This is a genomic window from Saccharicrinis aurantiacus (genome assembly GCF_001660705.2).
GTDB lineage: Bacteria > Bacteroidota > Bacteroidia > Bacteroidales > Marinilabiliaceae > Saccharicrinis > Saccharicrinis aurantiacus.
The window spans coordinates 16,891-36,559 of the sequence record NZ_LYBV02000021.1 but is presented as its reverse complement, the minus strand read 5'-3'; the positions used below and the strand labels follow the sequence as shown (position 1 = coordinate 36,559).

12 protein-coding genes are annotated in these 19,669 nt (G+C 37.3%); 4 read left to right on the top strand and 8 right to left on the bottom strand.

Features of this window, described 5'->3' with window-relative positions; all coding sequences use genetic code 11:
* The first annotated feature begins 61 nt into the window (after positions 1–61).
* Positions 62–1,270 carry an L-serine ammonia-lyase gene (locus A8B35_RS08345; protein ID WP_075602674.1) on the top strand — a complete coding sequence of 403 codons (1,209 nt, stop codon included), beginning with the start codon at positions 62–64 and terminating at the stop codon, positions 1,268–1,270.
* A 132-nt stretch (positions 1,271–1,402) separates the two neighbouring features.
* Complete coding sequence (locus A8B35_RS08340) at positions 1,403–3,001, top strand: L,D-transpeptidase family protein (protein ID WP_083634373.1); 1,599 nt, start codon at positions 1,403–1,405, stop codon at positions 2,999–3,001.
* 4 nt (positions 3,002–3,005) lie between these two features.
* Here A8B35_RS08340 and A8B35_RS08335 read toward each other — a convergent pair whose 3' ends face one another.
* The 3 genes from A8B35_RS08335 to A8B35_RS08325 all read right to left on the bottom strand — a co-directional run bounded on the left by A8B35_RS08335 (position 3,006) and on the right by A8B35_RS08325 (position 6,668).
* Positions 3,006–3,809: a DUF6048 family protein gene (locus A8B35_RS08335; protein WP_075602672.1), complete on the bottom strand. Its 804-nt coding sequence runs from the start codon at positions 3,807–3,809 to the stop codon at positions 3,006–3,008.
* Complete coding sequence (locus A8B35_RS08330; RefSeq protein WP_075602671.1) at positions 3,787–4,251, bottom strand: DUF6452 family protein; 465 nt, start codon at positions 4,249–4,251, stop codon at positions 3,787–3,789. Before A8B35_RS08330 ends, A8B35_RS08335 begins: the two co-directional genes overlap by 23 nt.
* Before the next feature lie 239 nt (positions 4,252–4,490).
* Positions 4,491–6,668 (bottom strand): glycoside hydrolase family 3 C-terminal domain-containing protein, encoded by a 2,178-nt coding sequence (locus A8B35_RS08325; protein WP_075602670.1) that lies wholly within the window; start codon positions 6,666–6,668, stop codon positions 4,491–4,493.
* Between the two features lie 384 nt (positions 6,669–7,052).
* Between A8B35_RS08325 and A8B35_RS08320 the strand changes: the two genes are divergently transcribed.
* Together A8B35_RS08320 and A8B35_RS08315 are read left to right on the top strand one after the other, a co-directional pair.
* Positions 7,053–8,387 carry a M16 family metallopeptidase gene (locus tag A8B35_RS08320; protein ID WP_075602669.1) on the top strand — a complete coding sequence of 445 codons (1,335 nt, stop codon included), beginning with the start codon at positions 7,053–7,055 and terminating at the stop codon, positions 8,385–8,387.
* A 30-nt stretch (positions 8,388–8,417) separates the two neighbouring features.
* On the top strand, positions 8,418–10,472 hold the full coding sequence (locus A8B35_RS08315) for an insulinase family protein (RefSeq protein ID WP_075602668.1): 2,055 nt from the start codon (positions 8,418–8,420) through the stop codon (positions 10,470–10,472).
* 437 nt (positions 10,473–10,909) lie between these two features.
* Here A8B35_RS08315 and bglX read toward each other — a convergent pair whose 3' ends face one another.
* The 5 genes from bglX to A8B35_RS08290 form a co-directional block, all read right to left on the bottom strand.
* A complete protein-coding gene (bglX, locus tag A8B35_RS08310) occupies positions 10,910–13,180 on the bottom strand; it encodes a beta-glucosidase BglX (protein ID WP_075602667.1) in 2,271 nt (756 codons plus the stop codon).
* A 7-nt stretch (positions 13,181–13,187) separates the two neighbouring features.
* Positions 13,188–15,014, bottom strand: a complete 1,827-nt coding sequence (locus A8B35_RS08305) for a glycoside hydrolase family 2 protein (protein ID WP_075602666.1) — start codon at positions 15,012–15,014, stop codon at positions 13,188–13,190.
* 46 nt (positions 15,015–15,060) lie between these two features.
* Complete coding sequence (locus A8B35_RS08300; protein WP_139314845.1) at positions 15,061–16,152, bottom strand: family 16 glycosylhydrolase; 1,092 nt, start codon at positions 16,150–16,152, stop codon at positions 15,061–15,063.
* Between the two features lie 85 nt (positions 16,153–16,237).
* The gene (locus tag A8B35_RS08295; protein ID WP_075602665.1) at positions 16,238–17,986 is read right to left on the bottom strand and encodes a PKD domain-containing protein; all 1,749 of its coding nucleotides are present in this window, start codon (positions 17,984–17,986) and stop codon (positions 16,238–16,240) included.
* Between the two features lie 156 nt (positions 17,987–18,142).
* Positions 18,143–19,663: a RagB/SusD family nutrient uptake outer membrane protein gene (locus tag A8B35_RS08290; protein ID WP_075602664.1), complete on the bottom strand. Its 1,521-nt coding sequence runs from the start codon at positions 19,661–19,663 to the stop codon at positions 18,143–18,145.
* Positions 19,664–19,669 lie beyond the last annotated feature (6 nt).

Sequence of the window (19,669 nt, the reverse complement as noted above, 5' to 3'; positions counted from 1 at the left end):
AAAGTCATAATCTAAGCAAAAGGAAGCTCTTATTTTTGCCCCGCATTAATACGAATACTGAATGGAATCCTTAAAGGAATTATATAAAATTGGCTTGGGCCCATCAAGCAGTCACACAATGGGGCCACACAACGCCTCGAATGCTTTTTTAGAGCGTCACCCCAATGCAGCTAAATATGAAATTACCCTGTATGGTAGTTTGGCAGCCACAGGTAAAGGTCACCTAACAGGTGTAACCATTGAGCGTGTTTTTAAGGATAAAAACATGGAATTGATATGGAAACCTGAGGAGTTTTTACCCAAGCACCCAAATGCTATGCGCATTATAGCCTATGATGATGACCTGAATGTACTTGAAAATTGGGTTGCCTATAGCGTAGGCGGTGGGACTATTATTGATGATTCGAATGAAACATCAACTCCAAAAGTTTATGAACTAAGCACCATGGATGATATTTTGCAATGGTGCGAAGATAACAAGAAAGAACTGTGGGAATATGTAGAGTATTCTGAGGGACCTGAGATTTGGGATTTCTTAGCTGAAGTTTGGAGTGTAATGAAAAACGCCATCAAACAAGGCATTAAAACAGGAGGTGTTTTGCCTGGAGGTCTTGACCTAGAGCGTAAGGCCAAAAAGTATATGCTAAAGGCGAAGACATATTCGGGCCCCATTAAAAAACGTGCGATGTTATACGCCTACGCATTAGCTGTTTCTGAAGAAAATGCGGGAGGTGGCATTGTAGTTACAGCCCCAACTTGCGGTGCATGTGGTGTTTTACCTGCAATTTTGTACCATCATAAAAAAATATACAAATACAGTAAAGAAGATATTTTGCACGCTCTAGCCACTGCTGGTCTAATAGGCAATGTGGTAAAAACCAATGCCTCTATCTCAGGTGCTGAAGTGGGTTGTCAGGGAGAGGTTGGTGTTGCTTGTGCAATGGCTTCAGGTGCATCAACTCAACTACACGGAGGAACTATTTATCAGGTTGAATATTCGGCAGAAATGGGATTAGAGCACCACTTGGGCTTAACCTGTGACCCAATTTTAGGATTGGTTCAGATACCATGTATTGAGCGCAATGTTTTTGCAGCAGCTCGAGCCTTAAATCATAATGCCTTTGCCTTAATGAGTGATGGCCGCCATCGCATTAGTTTTGATGAGGTTACCGAAACAATGATGAAAACGGGGAAAGCCTTACCAAACACCTACAAAGAAACTTCGTTAGGGGGATTGGCTACTCTTGATAGCTTTGTACTACGCAAATAAAAATAACATTGCAGAAATACAGTTTCTTAATTGTATTTCTGCAATCAAATAAATTGCTTGAATCATCAATTAAATAGTCTTTTCATAGAACTTTATGACATAATCTGAGTATTATAGATTCATCACAGTTAAATGAAAAAAACGCTATTCTATATAATATTAGTACTGATCGTCCTTTCTTGTAAATCAAAGAAGGAAATAGTACAAGTGGTGCCCCAGATCAAAGCACCTACTTTTCCTAAAGAAGGAATCAACCATTTTATTGATTCAACGCTTCAAGTAAGCACGGATAGCAACTTCATTCAGTTATATCGATATAGCAATAATCAGTTTATTTGGAAAAACGACTCCTCGGTTGAGCATGCTTTAAAATGGATTTCAGAAGCTCGTTATCATGGGCTCAATGCGCAAGAGTATCAATTAGATTCCTTACACAATATTTGGAACAAACTTGAACTAAGCGATAGCAATTTTATAGTTAATCGTGCTTCTTTCGATTATAGCTTAACCACTGCCGTTCAGAGTTTAGGAAGAGATATCCGCTACGGAAAACTAAATGCCGAAGCATATTATAAATCCTGGAATTTCAATAAACCCGAGAGTTATTCTGATTCAACATGGATTGATTTGGTTGTTAATAACAAGACTTCAGAACTGAATCTGTTTTTTTCGCCCAAGCATAAATTGTATCATCACATATACGCTGAACTAAAGGATTTATTGAATCAACCAGAAGGGGAAACCATCCAGATTGTTGATCCTAAATTTACACTCCGCCAAGGAGATTCTAACCGTTATGTTTTACCCATAAAACAACGTTTATTAAATATAGATACGAGTAAGTACCTTATGGCCTTTGATGCTGAACTACACAATGCTGTTGTTTTATTTCAGCAAAAACATGGTTTAACGGCAGATGGCATTATTGGTAAAAACACCTACTATTACCTCAATTGGGATAAACAAAAACATATTGAAATATTATTGGCTAATCAGGAAAAACTCAGGTGGATACCTGCTCAACAATTGGACGATGGCGTTGTGGTAAACATCCCCTCAATGCAATTAAATATCTATAGGGCAGATAGTTTATTCTCGACCAGACGTGTTGTGGTTGGAAAATACAATAACCAGACTCCTATTTTAAGATCCAGATTATCTTATATCGTATTTAATCCGTGTTGGACCGTTCCGTACTCAATAGCATCCAAGAGCATGCTACCGCGTTTAAAAAAGGATAGCTTATATCTGCAAAAGCATAATATGTTTATCTCGCAAGGAGGTAAAGAAGTTATGGCAGATAGTGTAGACTTTAATCAGTATAATAGCACAAACTTCCCATTCACCATATTTCAACGGACAGATGTTAACAATGCTTTAGGTGCTGTTAAATTTATGTTTCACAATAACTATTCGGTTTATTTACACGATACACCGAGCAAAAGACTATTTAGCAGAGATATTCGCGCTTTTAGTCATGGATGTGTAAGAGTGCAGAATGCCAAACAAATGGCGGAAGAGCTTTTATTTGATATTGATGGACAGACTGTACCACATAGTTATTACTACAAAAAAGGATTCCCTGTAAAGGTGCATCTTAAAAATAGATTGATGCTTAATCTAGTTTATTTTACTTGCTGGTATGATGAAAGTGATAAACAACTAAAATATTACAAAGATATTTATGGTAAAGATTATAAGATAATCCGGGATCTTAATTTAGATTTTTAAAAGCTTATAAATGTCCTTTATCTTTATTGCCCCACGGAATCAGATATTCTAATTTATAAGAGAATCCTAGATTAACCGCATTAGACCCTTTACCGTATCCAGGTACTCTGTATGGTACTAGTAATTCTTCGTTATCAGTGTAAACCTTTCCTCTTACACGAATAAACCAACTCATATAAAAGTTATTTACAATTTGAGTTCGTAAACCAAAGGTAAACTCTAACCAATGCGTGCTTACACCATACTTTGAAAATGAGGTTTCATAGTGCCCCCAATAATCATCTCTGATAATTACAGAAGGACTTTCGTGGTTCTGAAAAGCATAACCATAACTCAACCCAAATAGTATGTTGTCGTTGTTTCCGGGTTCATCTACTATAAAAATATCGTAATCAAACCCTACTCTGGCATAGAAACCGCTAGAGTTATATGAATATGGTTTATCCTCAAATCCCTTATTTGGATCATTTATATCCGCTAAATTATTATCAAAACTCACGTTCTCATATCCAAGTTCGCCAACAATAAACATACGTTTTTTAAAGTTGGTTCTCACTCCTATTTCTGCCCCCAGAGTTCCCGGATCAATTGCTGGCATCAGAAACCTTGAGATATCCATATTAATGGCAGTACCTCTTCGCTTATGCGGATAAATCTTTTTTTCTTTTGGTTCACGAGGAGTTCCTTCCTCCTCATTTTGCATCATGCGCTCAGTGGTTTGCTCTGTTCTATCACCCGTGTAATCTTGCGCAAAAAGAAGATTAGAAGTTGTTATATAAAAAATACTAATCAATATATATCTTAACATTTTCTGTTCCTTTATTGTAACTAACCTCTTTATCTGCTACCTCAACTTCGGCAATATATTTTGTATTGGTAAAATCAACACTCTCAATAGTAAAGTGAAAGATAAAACCACATTCTTCTGAAACATAGGCCAATTCTTTTGTATGATGGAAAGTCACTGTTTCTCCTATACCATCTTTAAACAATTCAAACACTGTTGAATCAGTTTCCATTGAAAGTGGCAAAAATATACTATTCGTACTAGTCTCAGCACGGCTAGAATCAATCCTAGGATATCTACCTTCAACCCGCATGTTAATTGTAGTTTGCGTTGAGGTACTATCCAAATAAAATCCTGTTGTAGCAGACATTTGGCCCGATAAGCAAATATCATCACTCCCAGTACAGCCTACTCCCAGTAAAACTAAGACAACTATAATTATACTAATAACGTTGAATTTCATGATAATAACTTAATTAATTCGCCATATATTCTGCGGCTCATTACTTTTTACAAAGTAAACCTGATAACATAAATATGAAGGCTAATTATTAATAATTTCTACAAAAATAAACCCTAAACTTAGAATTACAGCCTCAAGTCTAATTATTTTAATATAATTGATAAAAAACAAGCTGATTTTATATAACAAAAGCCAATTACCTAAGGTAACTGGCTTTTATTTATTGTTGTATTTAAAAGTTACTCAACCTGAATATTTATAGTTTTTATAATTTTATCAGAAGCTGTACCAATCAATAATTGATATGCACCGCTTTCGAGATTCCAGTCACGTTGTGTTTCATCATAGAAGGCAAATGCGTTTACATCAATATTAAAATCTACTTTTTTAGATTGACCTGCATTTAAGCCCACCTTTTCAAAAGACTTTAACTCCTTTATTGGTCGCATTACTGATGATTCTTTATCGTGCACATAAATCTGAATTACCTCCGCACCATCAACTTTTCCGGTATTTGTAATCTCTACGGATAGTTGAATGCTATCTCCTTTTTTATAGTTGGTTATTGCTACAGCAGCATTGTTCACCTTAAAACTCGTATAAGACAAACCATGACCAAAGGCGTATAGAGGTTTAATATTCTTTGTATCGTGCCAACGGTAACCTACTAATATATCTTCTTTATACACCTGATCTGTACCATCGCCAGGATAAGATAATTCGTCGAAGGCATGCGCACCATTATCTTCTAACTTAACAGGAAATGAGAAAGGTAATTTACCCGATGGATTAACATCACCCGAAAGTACATCAGCTAAAGCATAACCAGCCTCACTGCCTAAGTACCAAGCCTGAACAATGGCTTTGGCTTTTGATTGCCAAGGCATAGCTACCGCATTACCACTTACTAAAACCACAGCCACATTTTTATTTACAGCCATTATATCAGCTAGTAATTCATCTTGCCCAAATGGCAGATTTAATCCTTTACGGTCTCCATTTTCACAATCTTGCTCATGACTTTTATTTAGTCCTCCTACGAACAAAACGATATCCGCATTCTTTGCTACATCAACAGCAGCTTGCTGTAATGAGTCAGCATCTAAACCTGATGGAATTACATTATCATAAACTGATGGTCCAGAGGCATAACCCATGGCGTGCACCACATTGGCATTGGTAAAGCGTTCCTCGATACCTTGAAGCGGAGATATTTCATGCACTGTTTTTAGCTCCGAAGATCCTCCTCCTACTGTCATCATGCGAGTAGCATTTTCTCCAATAACTGCAATGGTTTGCTTAGTTTCAGGATTAATTGGTAAGAATGATTTACTATTCTTTAACAGGATGATACCTTCTTGTGCCACCTCACGCGCTACTTGAAAATGCTCTGCATTGGCTTTTTTACCAAACGGACGTGTTTTATCCATATTGGTACGGTACATCAATCGTAAAATACGACGTACCTTATCATCAACAACACTTTCATCTATCTCTCCATTTTTTATCATTTCTAAAAATGGTTTTGCCAGATAGTAGTAATCGTAAGCATTTTCTTTTGAGGTGGTAAGTCCGTCGGTACCTGTACCCATTTCAATATCCAATCCGTTTAAAGCGGCTTCTTTGGTATCATGAGCACTACCCCAATCGGTTACTACAACACCATCAAATCCCCAATCTCCTTTTAAAATTTGTTTTATTAATACTTCATGATGGCTTGTGTGCTGCCCATTGTATTTATTGTATGCGCCCATTACTGACCACACATCACCTTCTTCAACAGCTGCTTTAAAAGCAGGTAAATAAATTTCGTGTAAGGCTCTATCGCTTAATTGCACATTGATATGAGAACGCCAAATTTCTTGATTATTTAGCACATAATGCTTAACACAGGCGGCAACCCCATTGGTTTGAACACCTTGGATATAAGGAACCGACATAATTGAAGCTAAGTATGGATCTTCGCCCATATACTCGAAGTTACGACCATTTAAAGGTGTACGATAAATATTAACCCCAGGCCCCAATAAAATATCCTTTTTACGATAGCGTGCTTCTTCGCCCACTGCAACGCCATACTTATGTGCCAAAGCAGGATTAAAGGTAGATGCCAAAGCCGTTAATGCCGGAAAAGCAGTACACGAATCATTCGTCCATCCTGCATATGACCAGCTATCCCATTCAATTTCTGCTCTTACGCCATGCGGACCATCCGACATCCATATTTCAGGAATTCCTAATCTCTCAACACCGGGCGAACTAAACTTTGATTGTGCATGGCACATTTTTACTTTCTCCTCAAGGCTTAATTGATCAATAATCTGATCAATTTGCTTTTCTACCGCTTCTTCCTGAGCAAAAATAAAGCTTACATTCGCTGAAAGCATCAGAACCAAAACAAGGAATAACTGTTTCATAATTTTACAATTTTATTTGTTTACCAATTAGGAGCCTAATATAGTAATTAACCGTTTTATTTTGCTTAGTTGCAAAGTACCTAAGAGAAGCAAACCACAACTACTGACCTGCTGTACCTTAACTACTCTATTGAACCATTTTTTAGTATACCTTATAGAAATATGTATAAGTGCGATTTTAACCCTAATAGAGAATTCCAAAAAAAAGAAATCTCGATGTAACACTTTTATAGTTTTACGTGTCTAAGTAATAATTATCATGGATATTCACATTTGACTTTACTTATATTTGCAGTATATTATAAATCAGTCATAAAACATTATCAACACACTATAAATTCAAGCCGTTATTACTTAATAATTCAACAATCAAAAGCAATTTAAATGTTAAACAGTAAGTACTTAAGCATACTGACCTTATTTTTATTAGGTGTATGCATTCAATCGAAAGCCCAAAAAATTGAATTTACAGAATTTGATTTAGACAATGGATTACATGTTATTTTACATCAAGATAACTCTACGCCTATTGTAACCGTTTCAATCATGTATGATGTTGGTTCTAAAAACGAAGATCCTGAATTAACAGGATTTGCACACTTTTTCGAACACCTGATGTTTGAAGGAACCGAGAATATTGAAAGAGGAGAATATTCTAAGTATGTTGAAAAAGCAGGTGGTACTCTAAACGCCAACACCAACCAAGATAGAACTTATTATTACGAAATATTACCATCGAACCAATTAGAGTTAGGTTTATGGCTTGAGTCTGAAAGATTGTTACACGCAGTTGTTGATTCAATAGGTATTGCTACTCAAAAACGTGTAGTGGCTGAAGAAAAAAAGCAGCGTTACGATAATTCTCCATACGGTGATTTATTAATGAATGTAATGGATTTAGCATACGATAAACATCCTTATAGATGGACTGCCATTGGTGATGTGGTAAAATTAATGGATGCTAAGGATCAGGATTTCGTTGACTTTTACAAAACCTATTATGTACCTAACAATGCTTGTTTAGTTATTGCTGGAGATATCAATAAAGAAGAGGCCACTAAAATGGTAAACGATTATTTTGGTGATATACCGAGAGGCACTAGAGAAATGTATCGTCCTACTGAATTTGATGCGCCACAAACAGCTGAAGTAAGAGATACTGTATTTGGAGCAGTTCAATTACCACTATTATTACAAGCTTACCATATACCTGGAGACGGAACGGATGATTATTATGCTATAGACATGCTTAATCAATTATTATCGGGCGGACAAAGCTCGCGTTTATACAAATCATTGGTTGACAAACAACAAATTGCATTAGAAGCTACATCGTTTAACTTAGGATTACAAGATCCTGGTTTGGCTTTAATTTATGCATTACCCAATAGCGGTATCGAGAATAAAGACTTAGAAGATGCCATGGATGCCATTGTTGCTGAAGCAAGAGATGAATTAATCTCAGAACAAGAATTTCAGAAACTACGAAATCAATTTGAGAATGATATTGTGCGCAGCAATAGTCAAATGGAAACGGTTGCCAATAACCTAGCTCGTAACTATGTGTATTACAACAATACCAACCTAGTTAACGAAAAGTTAGATAAATATATGTCTGTTAGCCGAGAGGATATACAACGAGTAGCGAAAAAGTATTTTACCAAAGAGAACAGAGTGGTACTTTACTATCTACCAAACTCTGCAAAAGAAGTCAATTAATTATATCCTTAACTAAAGAAAAGATAGATAATGAAAAAATTAAGCATATTATTATTGGCGCTTTTGTCAGTAATTTCAATTCAAGCACAAATAGATAGAACAAGTGCTCCCAAAGCAGGAGTAGCTACTAAATTAAACTTAGGTGAGTACACCAAGTTTGAGTTAAAAAACGGACTGAAGGTAATTGTGGTTGAAAACCATAAACTACCGGTTGTTTCTTATACTTTATCCTTAGATATCGATCCGATTTACGAAGGTGATAAGGCCGGATATATTGGCTTTGCTGGAGATTTATTAGGTACAGGTACTACAACTTTAAGTAAAGATCAGATTGACGAGAAAATTGATTTCATTGGTGCATCAATAAGTACTAGTGGAAATGGAATTTATGCAAGCTCGTTAAAGAAGCACTCTGAAGAAACATTGGCTTTAATGACGGATATACTTTACAATCCTTCTTTTCCTGAGGAAGAGCTTGATAAAATGGTGAAGCAAACTTTAACAGGTATTAAAAGCGATAAAGACAACCCAAAATCAATTAGCAGAAATGTGTCGCAAGCTTTAATGTTTGGCAAGGAGACTGCTTATGGCGAGGGAACTTCAGAAGAAACTATTGAAAACATCACCATAGAGGACTGCAAAAATTATTACGATACTTACTTCCGTCCTAATGTTGCCTACCTAGTTATTATAGGTGATATTACAGTTAAAGAAGCTAAGAAAATAGCCAAAAAGAACTTTGCTAAATGGGAAGCCAAAGATGTTCCTACACATGCTTTTGTTGAGCCAAAATCAATCGACAAGCCAGTTTATGCTATTGCCCATAAAGATGCGTCTACACAATCCACTATTTCAGTATCCTACCCTATCGATTTAAAACCGGGTACTCCGGATGCTTTAAAGGTAAGTGTTATGAACTCTATTTTAGGAGGAGGAAGTTTTAGCGCGCGTTTATTTCAAAACTTACGTGAAGATAAAGCCTGGACTTACGGAGCCTATTCTTCAGTTAGAAGCGATGAGCATTTAGGTACTTTCAAAGCAAGTTCTAATGTAAGAGGAACCATTACGGATAGCGCTTTTGTAGAGATTGCTTATGAAATGAATCGTATGATTGATGAACAAGTAAGCGAAGAAACTTTACAATTGGTAAAGAATTCTACAGCCGGTTCATTTGGTCGTGCTTTAGAAAGCGCCTCTACCATTGCTAGCTTTGCAGTAAATATCGATAAATACAACTTACCTGCTGATTACTACGAAACATACATGGAGCGTCTTGAGGCAATTACGGTTGATGATATTCAAGCAATGGCTGCTAAATATTTAAAGCCTGATAACGCGGTTTATTTAGCTGTAGGCGATGTTTCAGTAACCAAGCCGTTAATGGAAAAATTAGCGAATGGTGCTGAGGTAACTGAATATGATTATTACGCAAATAAAGTAGTTCGTTCAGGCGTACCTGTAGGATTAACTGCCGAAAAGGTAGTGGCTAACCATATTAAGAGTATTGGTGGAGAAGAGATTCTAGCCACAGTTAATGATGTTGCTGTACACGCCACCTTAGCAGTTCAAGGCATGGAATTAAGCATGAATACTTACCAAAAAGCACCTAATAAAATTTGTGTTGAAACCAAAATGGGCGAGAACCTATTAAGCAAGCAAGTTTATAATGGATCTGTTGGTAAAATGACTGCACAAGGTCAGGAGCAAGTATTAGAAGGTAAGATGCTTGAAACCATGAAATATCAGGCTATTTTATTTCCTGAATTAAGCTATACTGAGCAAGGATATACTTTAGAAATTACTGGTGTTGATAAAGTAGATGGTAATGATGCCTACAAGGTAATTGTTACAAACCCAATTGAAAATGCAACTACAATGTACTTTGATGCTAAAACAGGCTTAAAAGTTAAAGAAGTTAGTGTAAGCGAAATGGGATCATCAACAACTACATTTGGTGAGTATAAAGAGTTTGAAGGGATCAAGTACCCAACTAAACTAACTCAATCAATGGGACCTCAAATGATAGATGTAAATATTACTGAGGTTATCATAAACAAAGGAATTGAGGATAAGATTTTTGAGTAATTAGTACTCAAACAATAAATAATATACAAGAGGCTGTACCTTAAATGGTGCAGCCTCTTTTTAGTTTTACCTCATCGCCTATTCCTATAAAAACCTTCTGTAAGCCGCGTACGGACGGCTTACTATTGGTACGGACGGGTAAAGTATGGTACGGACGACTCCACCTTAGGTTCAAACGACTTCACTTTGGTACGGATAGTCCAACCTTGTGTTCAAATGCCTCAACCTTTAGTACGGACAACTCCACCTTGGTTCCAATTGGGTTCACCATTAGTACGGACGGTCAACAATTGGTACGGAAAATTTCAAACTTAGTGCGGACGGCATTAGCATTGAAAATTCCACTTATCAGGATAAGTAAAAAGTAAAAAGTAAAAAAGGGTGCTCAACAAGTGAACACCCTTAATGGTAGTTTTTTGATATTAGAATGATTGATATTATAGTGTAACTGAAGTAATAGAAACATTTTGTGAATCGGTTCCAACCATGATGTCGAAATCACCTGCTTCAACCACAAACTCGCCTTCGTTATTATAAAAACCTAATTCTTTCGAAGTCAATTCAAATTCCACAAGCTTTGAATCGTTTGGCGCTAACTCAAACTTCTCAAATCCTTTTAATTCTTTAATCGGACGTGCTACGCTTGCAGCTTTATCGTGAATATATAATTGAGCCACTTCTTGTCCGGCCACTTTACCGGTATTTTTAACCGTGATGCTTACTTTAACCACATCGCCATCAACTTTCGCCTTAAGGTTTGAATACTCAAAGCTTGTATAGCTTAATCCAAAACCAAATGGATACAATGGATCGTTTGACTCATCGATATAATGCGACCAGAATACTCCGTTTCCTCCTGTTGGACGACCTGTATTATAGTGATTATAATAGATAGGGCATTGAGCTACGTTGCGTGGGAAAGTCATTGGTAATTTACCCGATGGATTGTTATCGCCAAATAAAGTTTTCGCAATTGCGTTACCACTTTCTGTGCCCAATTGCCAAGTTTCAAGTATTGCTGGTATGTGTGCATCGGCCCATGGTAAAGCCAAAGGACGACCATTCATTAATACCAAAACAATATTCTGATTTACTTTATAAACTTCCTCTAATAATTCTTGCTGAACGCCTGGTAAACCAATGTTGGTACGACTACGCCCTTCTCCACTTTGGTAACCATGCTCACCCAATACCATTACAACCACCTCTGATTTACGAGCTAAAGCAATGGCTTCGGCAAATTCGCTTTTATCGGTATTGTTGATGGTAACCGGAATTTGAAAACCAACATCACCTACCGATACATCAGCACCTTTGGCATAAGTATATTTTATATTGTGATTTTTTAATCCTTCTAAAACAGAAACTGCAGTATTATCGTCAGAAGCCACACGCCAGCTACCAAGCGGGCTGGTTTTATCATTGGCCAAAGCACCAATTACAGCAATCTTCTTTTGTGATTTATCAAGCGGTAAAACTTGCTTGTCATTTTTAAGCAACACAACTGATTTAAGCGCCATATCTAAAACAGCAGCCTTATGATCTTCGTGATAGATCAATTCTTGTTCGCGTTGCTCATCGCAATATTTATAAGGATCATCGAATAAGCCTAACTCATATTTTACGGTTAATATTCTGCGTACCGCATCATCAATATCTGCTTCGTTAACTTTTCCTTCTTTCACTAGAGTGGATAGATGTTTTACGTAAGCATACGATTCCATATCCATATCCGATCCTGCATTGGCAGCTAATTCGGCAGCTTCTTTTAAATCAGCGGCAAAACCATGCGCCATCATTTCCATACAACTTCCCCAATCGGAAATTACAAAACCATTAAAGCCCCATTTCCCTTTTAAAAGGTCGCGCTGTAACCACTTGTTTCCTGTGGCTGGTACGCCATTTAAAATATTAAACGAGTTCATCACTGTTTTTACATCCGCATCAAGCGCAGCCTGGAATGGAGGGAAAATTACATTGTATAAGGTAGAAGTACCCACATCAACGGTGTTGTAATCTCTACCCGCCTCAGCAAAACCATATCCTGCAAAGTGTTTGGCACAAGCTGCAATGGTGTTATTTGCTGATAAATCATCTCCCTGAAAACCTTGAATACGTGCTACTCCGATTTTTGAGCCTAGGTAAGTATCCTCACCAGCACCTTCCATAACGCGTCCCCAACGGGCATCGCGCGAAATGTCAACCATAGGAGCAAAAGTCCAGTTGATACCCTCAGCAGCAGCTTCAGTGGCAGCTACCTGAGCCGATTTTTTAATGGCCTCTAAATCCCAACTAGCCGATTCGCCCAATGAAATAGGAGCCAATGTTTTATGACCATGAATTACATCTAAACCAAAAATCATAGGAATACCCAAACGCGATTCTTCAACGGCCATTTTTTGCATGGCACGTACTTCTTTAGCGCCACGTACATTAAGCATTGAACCTACCCATCCGTTGCGCAGATGCTCGTATTTATTTTTAGCATCACCATCAGAAGGTGCGGGACCAGTAGCATCGTAAAAACCATTGTACTGATTCATTTGACCTACCTTTTCCTCTAAGGTCATTTTAGAAAGTAGCATCTCTACTTTAGTGTTAATCTCAGCATCTTTGCTGTACCCACGATTATTTGCACTCGATGTACAACCCACTCCTAAAAGAGTGGTTGCAATCAGTCCTACATTTATTAGCGATTTAAAGTTCATATGTATCTTATTTGTTGATGTTCTTGTAAAAGTTTTGTAGCGTGTAAAACGCTTTCTTTTTATTACCAGTTTCAGATATTAACCCCTTGCGGTTCCATCCATCCTGATAAGGAATAAGTACGCGACGTGGCGAGCGGAAATCAGAAATAATCCATGGTGTAATTCCGCTAATTTGAGGAATAGCATTTAATACCGGTAATGTTTTTTCGTATAAAAGCTCCTGAAATTCTTCGCTCCAAGCCGTAAGGCTATCGCCATGATAACCCTGTAAAGCACCAGCTCCAAATTCTGAAATCACAACAGGCTTATCGATATCAATCTCCCATTTAAGGTTCTTGATATTTTCGATATCGCCCCAATACCAACCGTAATATTGGTTGAAGCTTAGTATATCTACCACATCGGCAAACTCATCTTCAATAACCATGGTATTGCCTCCAGGAACTGTACTGTGCACTTCTAAAGCCGCACTAACCAAGCGAGTGTCATCGAGCGAACGTGTTTTCTTGGCTAAATTCGATAAGAATTCTAATCGCGGTTCTGATTGTGGCGTTTCATTTGCCATAGACCATATAATAACCGATGCTCTATTTTTATCGCGGTACACCACCTCGGTTAATTGCTGCTCTGCTTTTTTATAAGTTTCGGGGTTTTCCCATTGTATTGTCCAATACACGGGGCTTTCTTCCCAAACTAACATCCCCATTTCATCGGCCAAGCGTACCATATTTTCGTTGTGCGGATAATGTGCCAAGCGCACAAAGTTACATCCCAACTCTTTGGCCCAGTTTAGATGCGTTACTGCATCCTCCATAGAATAAGCTCTGCCACCACGCATGGCGTTTTCCTCGTGAATACAGATCCCTTTTAAAAAGACTACTTCATCATTTAAAAGAATATCAGAACCACGTGTGCTTATCTGGCGAAAACCAATTTTATCGCTTATGATATCATCGCCCGATGCAAAGCTTACATCGTAAAGTTTAGGATTATCGCAACTCCAAAGGTTTAACTTTTTTGTTGGTATGGAGAATTTCACATGCCCGTTGGCATCGGTAGTAAATTCTTTATTCAGCTTAAGCTCAGGAATATTTACTGTTACTTTTGCATTGGCTTTTGTATCACCATTCAGCTGGATATATCCATTCAATAATTTATTGTTTTCTTTATCTAACTGAAGAGAATAATCTTCGATGAAAGTTTGCTCCAATTCGTAAACAGTCACATCGCGAGTGATACCGCCATAATTCCACCAATCAGTATTTAAGGTTGGTACTTCATCGGCAGCTCTTTTGTTATCCACACGTACCACAACAAAGTTATCTTTGGCATTCACTAGGTGAGTCATCTCGAAGTTGAATGGTGTAAAACCACCTTTGTGCACACCTAACTTTTTTCCGTTTACATAAACATCTGCTCTATAGTTAACAGCACCAAAGTGTAGGTAGTATCTTTTATTGGCATCGAAGTTTTCAATGTCAAACGACTTTTTGTACCACAAGGTTCCTTCGTAATAAAATAACTTTTCCTTTTGTGAGTTCCAGTCGCCAGGTACCAATAGCGTAGGAGCCATATCGAAATCGTATTCAATAATTTCTCTCTTATTTTGTGGCTTCTCATTTAAAAAGAATGCACCAGAACCAGGGTTTGTAGAACCATCATGGGGTTCCCAACGATAGTTATAGTAACCCGTTTCATATACATCAACAATATAATTCCATTTACCGTTAAGGGTTAAACCTTTGCGCAGGTAATTATTTTGCAGCAATGCATCGGAGGCCAATAAACTAGTGGCCATCATAAATACCAGAAAGGAGGAAACAATTAATCTCATCTTATTTAATTTAAAGTTTGTGCAATTTGGTTATAGATTAGGGAGGTTAGAGTTCGTATACCCTCACATAATCCACTTCCATTGTTTGTGGGAAAATAGAGTTATCAATACCTTGTGCACCACCCCAGGTACCACCAACAGCAGCATTTAAAATAATAAAGTGCGGTTTATTAAATGGCCAATTGTCAGCATTTTTATTACTTGGAGCATAGGTATAAAATGGATTTTCAGGATCGTTCACATAATATTGTATACTTTCTTCGGTCCATATAATACCGTAATTATTAAATTCTTCTTCACAATTCTCGAGCGGAAGCGTTTTTGTAAATTCTGTAGCACCATAACTTGCTGGGCAATGTATTGAACCATGTACCTGATTTGGCTCGAAACCTACATACTCCATTATATCTATTTCGCCACAGGCTGGCCATCCGGCGTCACCAATATTGCTACCTAGCATCCAAATTGCGGGCCACATTCCTCTACCTGATGGTAATTTTGCTCTAATTTCAATTCGTCCGCAGGTAAACTCTTGCTTACCCCAAGTAACCATGCGCGTTGAAGTGTATGAACCTGCTACCTGATTATCGTTAACCTTTTTAGCCGTTATAATTAATTTCCCATCTTCAATGTGCGCATTATCGCCATTGGTATAGTTTTGAAGTTCTTGATTTCCCCAGCCCCCATCACCGGTTTCAAATTTCCAGTTGTTCATATTAACTGAAGATCCATCAAACTCATCAGACCAAATTAGTCCTTCAATGGGTTCGTAATTTTCGTCATCGTTTAAAATAGTTATGGTTTGTATAGTTGTTTTAGTATCGCTGGCTTGGTTAGTTTGCCCCCATAAAGTAAGTGTTACAGAGTATTCTCCTTTTACAGGATAATGAACTGAGGGTTCCTGAAGCTTATCGGTAGTTTTACTAATGGTTTTACCATTACCAAAATCCCACTCTACATATAAATAATCTCCTTCACTAAGGTTCTTAAATATAATTTCGTTTGGATTACTGGCTGATTCCTCCCAAGAGAATTTTGGGTCTATTGAGGATGCATTATCATCGGATTTATCGCAAGAGATAAAACTCCAGATAGCTAATATTGAGGTAAGAATAGATACAAACATTGGGCGTTTCATATTGTGAAGTTTTATTTAATAATGAGTACTCAATGGTTTGCTAATGGTTAAGCATATTATTGAGTACTCATCAATCTACATGTTATTATTCAGACGCTGATTTTAAACCCTCAACGTGAGGCCCAGCTAAGTCGTCAATATAAAACTCGTGAGCTCCTTCTCCATTTCCTGGATTAAGCATAATTCTTACAATATTGTAGAATCCATCATTAAAGTTAGGATCTGTGGTGATATCCGAAGTAAATATATCGCCTGTCCAATCCCATCCTGCACCAACACCTGCAAAATCGTATTCAGCAACTTCCCATGTGTCGTCTGCCTGAATAGTATATGATAATTCTGCACCTGTTTGCCAAGCATTACCACCTCTATCGGTGTTTTCTAATTTTAACAATACAGCTTGTCCTGCTTTTCCTCTAACCATAACTTTAAAAACAGAAGTCTTAGTTAAATTAAAGCGATATCCAGCAGGAAGTTTCATGTTAGCATTCGCCCACTCTTGTCCATCTTTACTATAATGAAGCACATTAACGCCTTTGTTAGGATAAATACGCTCAGGATTTTCAACAAGAGTAAGTGCACAATCTTCTCCTTGCATTGGAGCCATTTCAACCTCACTATTATCAACATACATTACCATGTAATCCAATAGGAACACCTCATACTCTGAGTGATAGTTATCAATCGTAATAGACTGCATGTCTTCAGTATCTTCATTTGATGCTCTAACTGTAATGGTTACTGGATAAGTACCCTTACGCATATAAGTATGCTCTATTGTTGCATTGTAATCATCGGAAGAATACACTTCAGAACCATCGCCAAAATCAACAGTAAAGCCATTTACACTTACTCCTTCTGGTATCTCAACATCTTGAAGCGATACTGCCCATGTATTTTCATCTGCAGCCTCGGCAATATCAGTCGTAAAAGTAACTGTTGGTTTTTCGTAGCCTTTTAAAATTAACTTATTATACCATCTGTTTCCATCGCCACCAATTGTACTTAAACTGATATTGGTTTCATCAATTTCATCAATACGATACTCATAAGTACCACCATAATCAAAACCTAGGAACATTGGCTGTCCTGAGGAAAGAATAAGGTAATTTATCCCATCTCGCTCTGTCAACGTCCAAGAAGCACTTTCTGTAATAGTATATTGTACACGTGCATCTGTTCCATCTACTTCTACAGGATTAGAATAGTTAGAATCACTTATACGCGAATCTTTAACATATGAGTCTCCGTAATTTTCGTAAGTAAATACGAAATCAACTAATTTGAAATTGAATTCATCATCGTAAGCTCCTGACATTGTTTTTTGAAGTGGCGTTGCTGCCCACCATTCTAAACCAACTCCGTCAGTTGGTCCTATTCCAAAATGTCCACTTGCTAAGCTATCCACTACCCATGTTTTTCCCTCAGTATTTTCTACACCTCCTGTTAAGTAGGTAAGTATAGGACTTTCAAGAAATGAATAATCCGTTTCAGTTTGCTCAACATTACCAATCTTTGAATTAGATTGTCCGTTATTGGTTGTTATTGTTAGCGTAACTTCAAATTCACCTGGTAGCGGGTAATATGCAATTATCTCATTTCCCTTGTCGCTAGCTCCATTGCCTAAATCCCAGTTTACAGTATGAATTCCATCAACTGGAGTGTTGTTTGTAATTACAAAGTGAAAGGCATCATCGCCAGGTGTAATGGTGAAATCCATTTGTTCATCCGTAGGTGCCTCATTGGCACCTAATGTATATTCCTTGTCCTCACAGGACATAAAAAATATAGTAGATAACACTAATATTATGCTTGACTTAATTATATTTTTCATCTCATTATATTTTTATATTTTAAAAGGTATTCGATGGAACTCGCTTATACATGGTTTACCTGTGTGGGAAACGCTGCTCATCGCTCGTTTCATGTTTTTATAATTTAGTGATTAACTGAGAAGCTAACTTCTCAGTTAATTTCATATTATACCTTCTTAATAACCGTCGTTTTGAACCAATTTAAATTCTCCTTCAGTTTTATCAATTTCAGGTTGTGGAATTGGAAACCACTTGCGAGTATCATCCCATGTTCTTTCTGAAGAAAAATCAGGAATATTCTCAGTAATTAAATTGGTATCACCCCATCTTAATAAGTCCCAAAATCTAACTCCTTCACCTACAAATTCTCTTCTGCGTTCTAACTTAACATTTTCTACTGTAGCAGAAATAGGATCTAAACCAGCTCTCATTCTTATGGCATCTAATGCATCTTGAGCGGTCATACTGCCAGTTGCAGCAACACCTTGTATTGTTATTAAATCAGCAATATTTAACAATGTTTCGGCATATCTGAAAATTCTTACATTGTTTTCGTAGTTCAAATCTTGATCGTAAGCAGCATCATTATAACCTTCACGCGCAGCATATTTAGCCATGAAATAACCTGTATTTTGAAAACGCTCGGTATATGTACCAGCTTCAAATTGATTAATAGAAGCAGCTAATCTTTCATCTCCTTCTTCGAAAATAGCAACTGTTTCAGATCTCACAGGGCCAAAACCCCAACCGCCAGTATATTCTTCACTACCGCTTAATAAATCAGTACCCGTAAGTTCATTCGGAGAAATAAAGGCTGGATAGTTTGTTCCGAAACCAGACCAGGCTCCACCCCAACTTTTTCCATCAGCTTCATGATTTGCTTCAAAAATAGACTCACTTCCGAATTGACCATCACGGCCCCATATGTCAGCATAGTCAGCTAATACAAAACCACCTTCGCTAACTATAGTTTGCATATCAGCTAAAACTTCAGCGTACTTACTTTCATCTTTTTGGTGCATTACAATACGCGCTTTTAGCATCATTGCAGCAGCTTTACTAGCTCTTCCAGCTTCTGCACCGGTAGTAGTAATAGGTAATTTATCATCTGCTATAGCAAAATCAATATCCTTTATTAGTTCAGCATAAATTTCATCTGCCGAATATTGAGGAGCCATGTAAGGAGCATCTAGGTTACCTGTGAAATAAGGAATATTACCCCAGAATTTCCATAACCAGTGCACATAATAGGCTCTCATGAAATGCGCTTCTGCTTTAAAACGATTTAATGTTTCTTCATTAACGTCAACAGCATTCTCGCAAGAAATTATTGCACCATTGGCCCTACTTAATCCTGCAAAATAAATATTCCAAAGTCCTTGTGGTGTTTCGTTTGCAGTAGGATTTAACTGAGATACTCTGTATAAAACAGCCTGATCGCCCGCATTACCGCCACCTTTATAAATGTCATCTGATCTTAAATCAGATAATAGGGTAACGCTGTTGTATTGAAAATCAGCATAACTATCAAATAATAAAATTTGATAACACGCAGTAAGATTCGACATTATTGCCCCTTCGGTTGCAGGGCCGCCAGCTTCTTGATCAGCTGTTGGTGTAACTGTTAAGAAATCATCGCTACACGATGTAAAAGCAATAACAGCTGCTAGAAATATTGTTTTTATATAATTATTCATAATTGT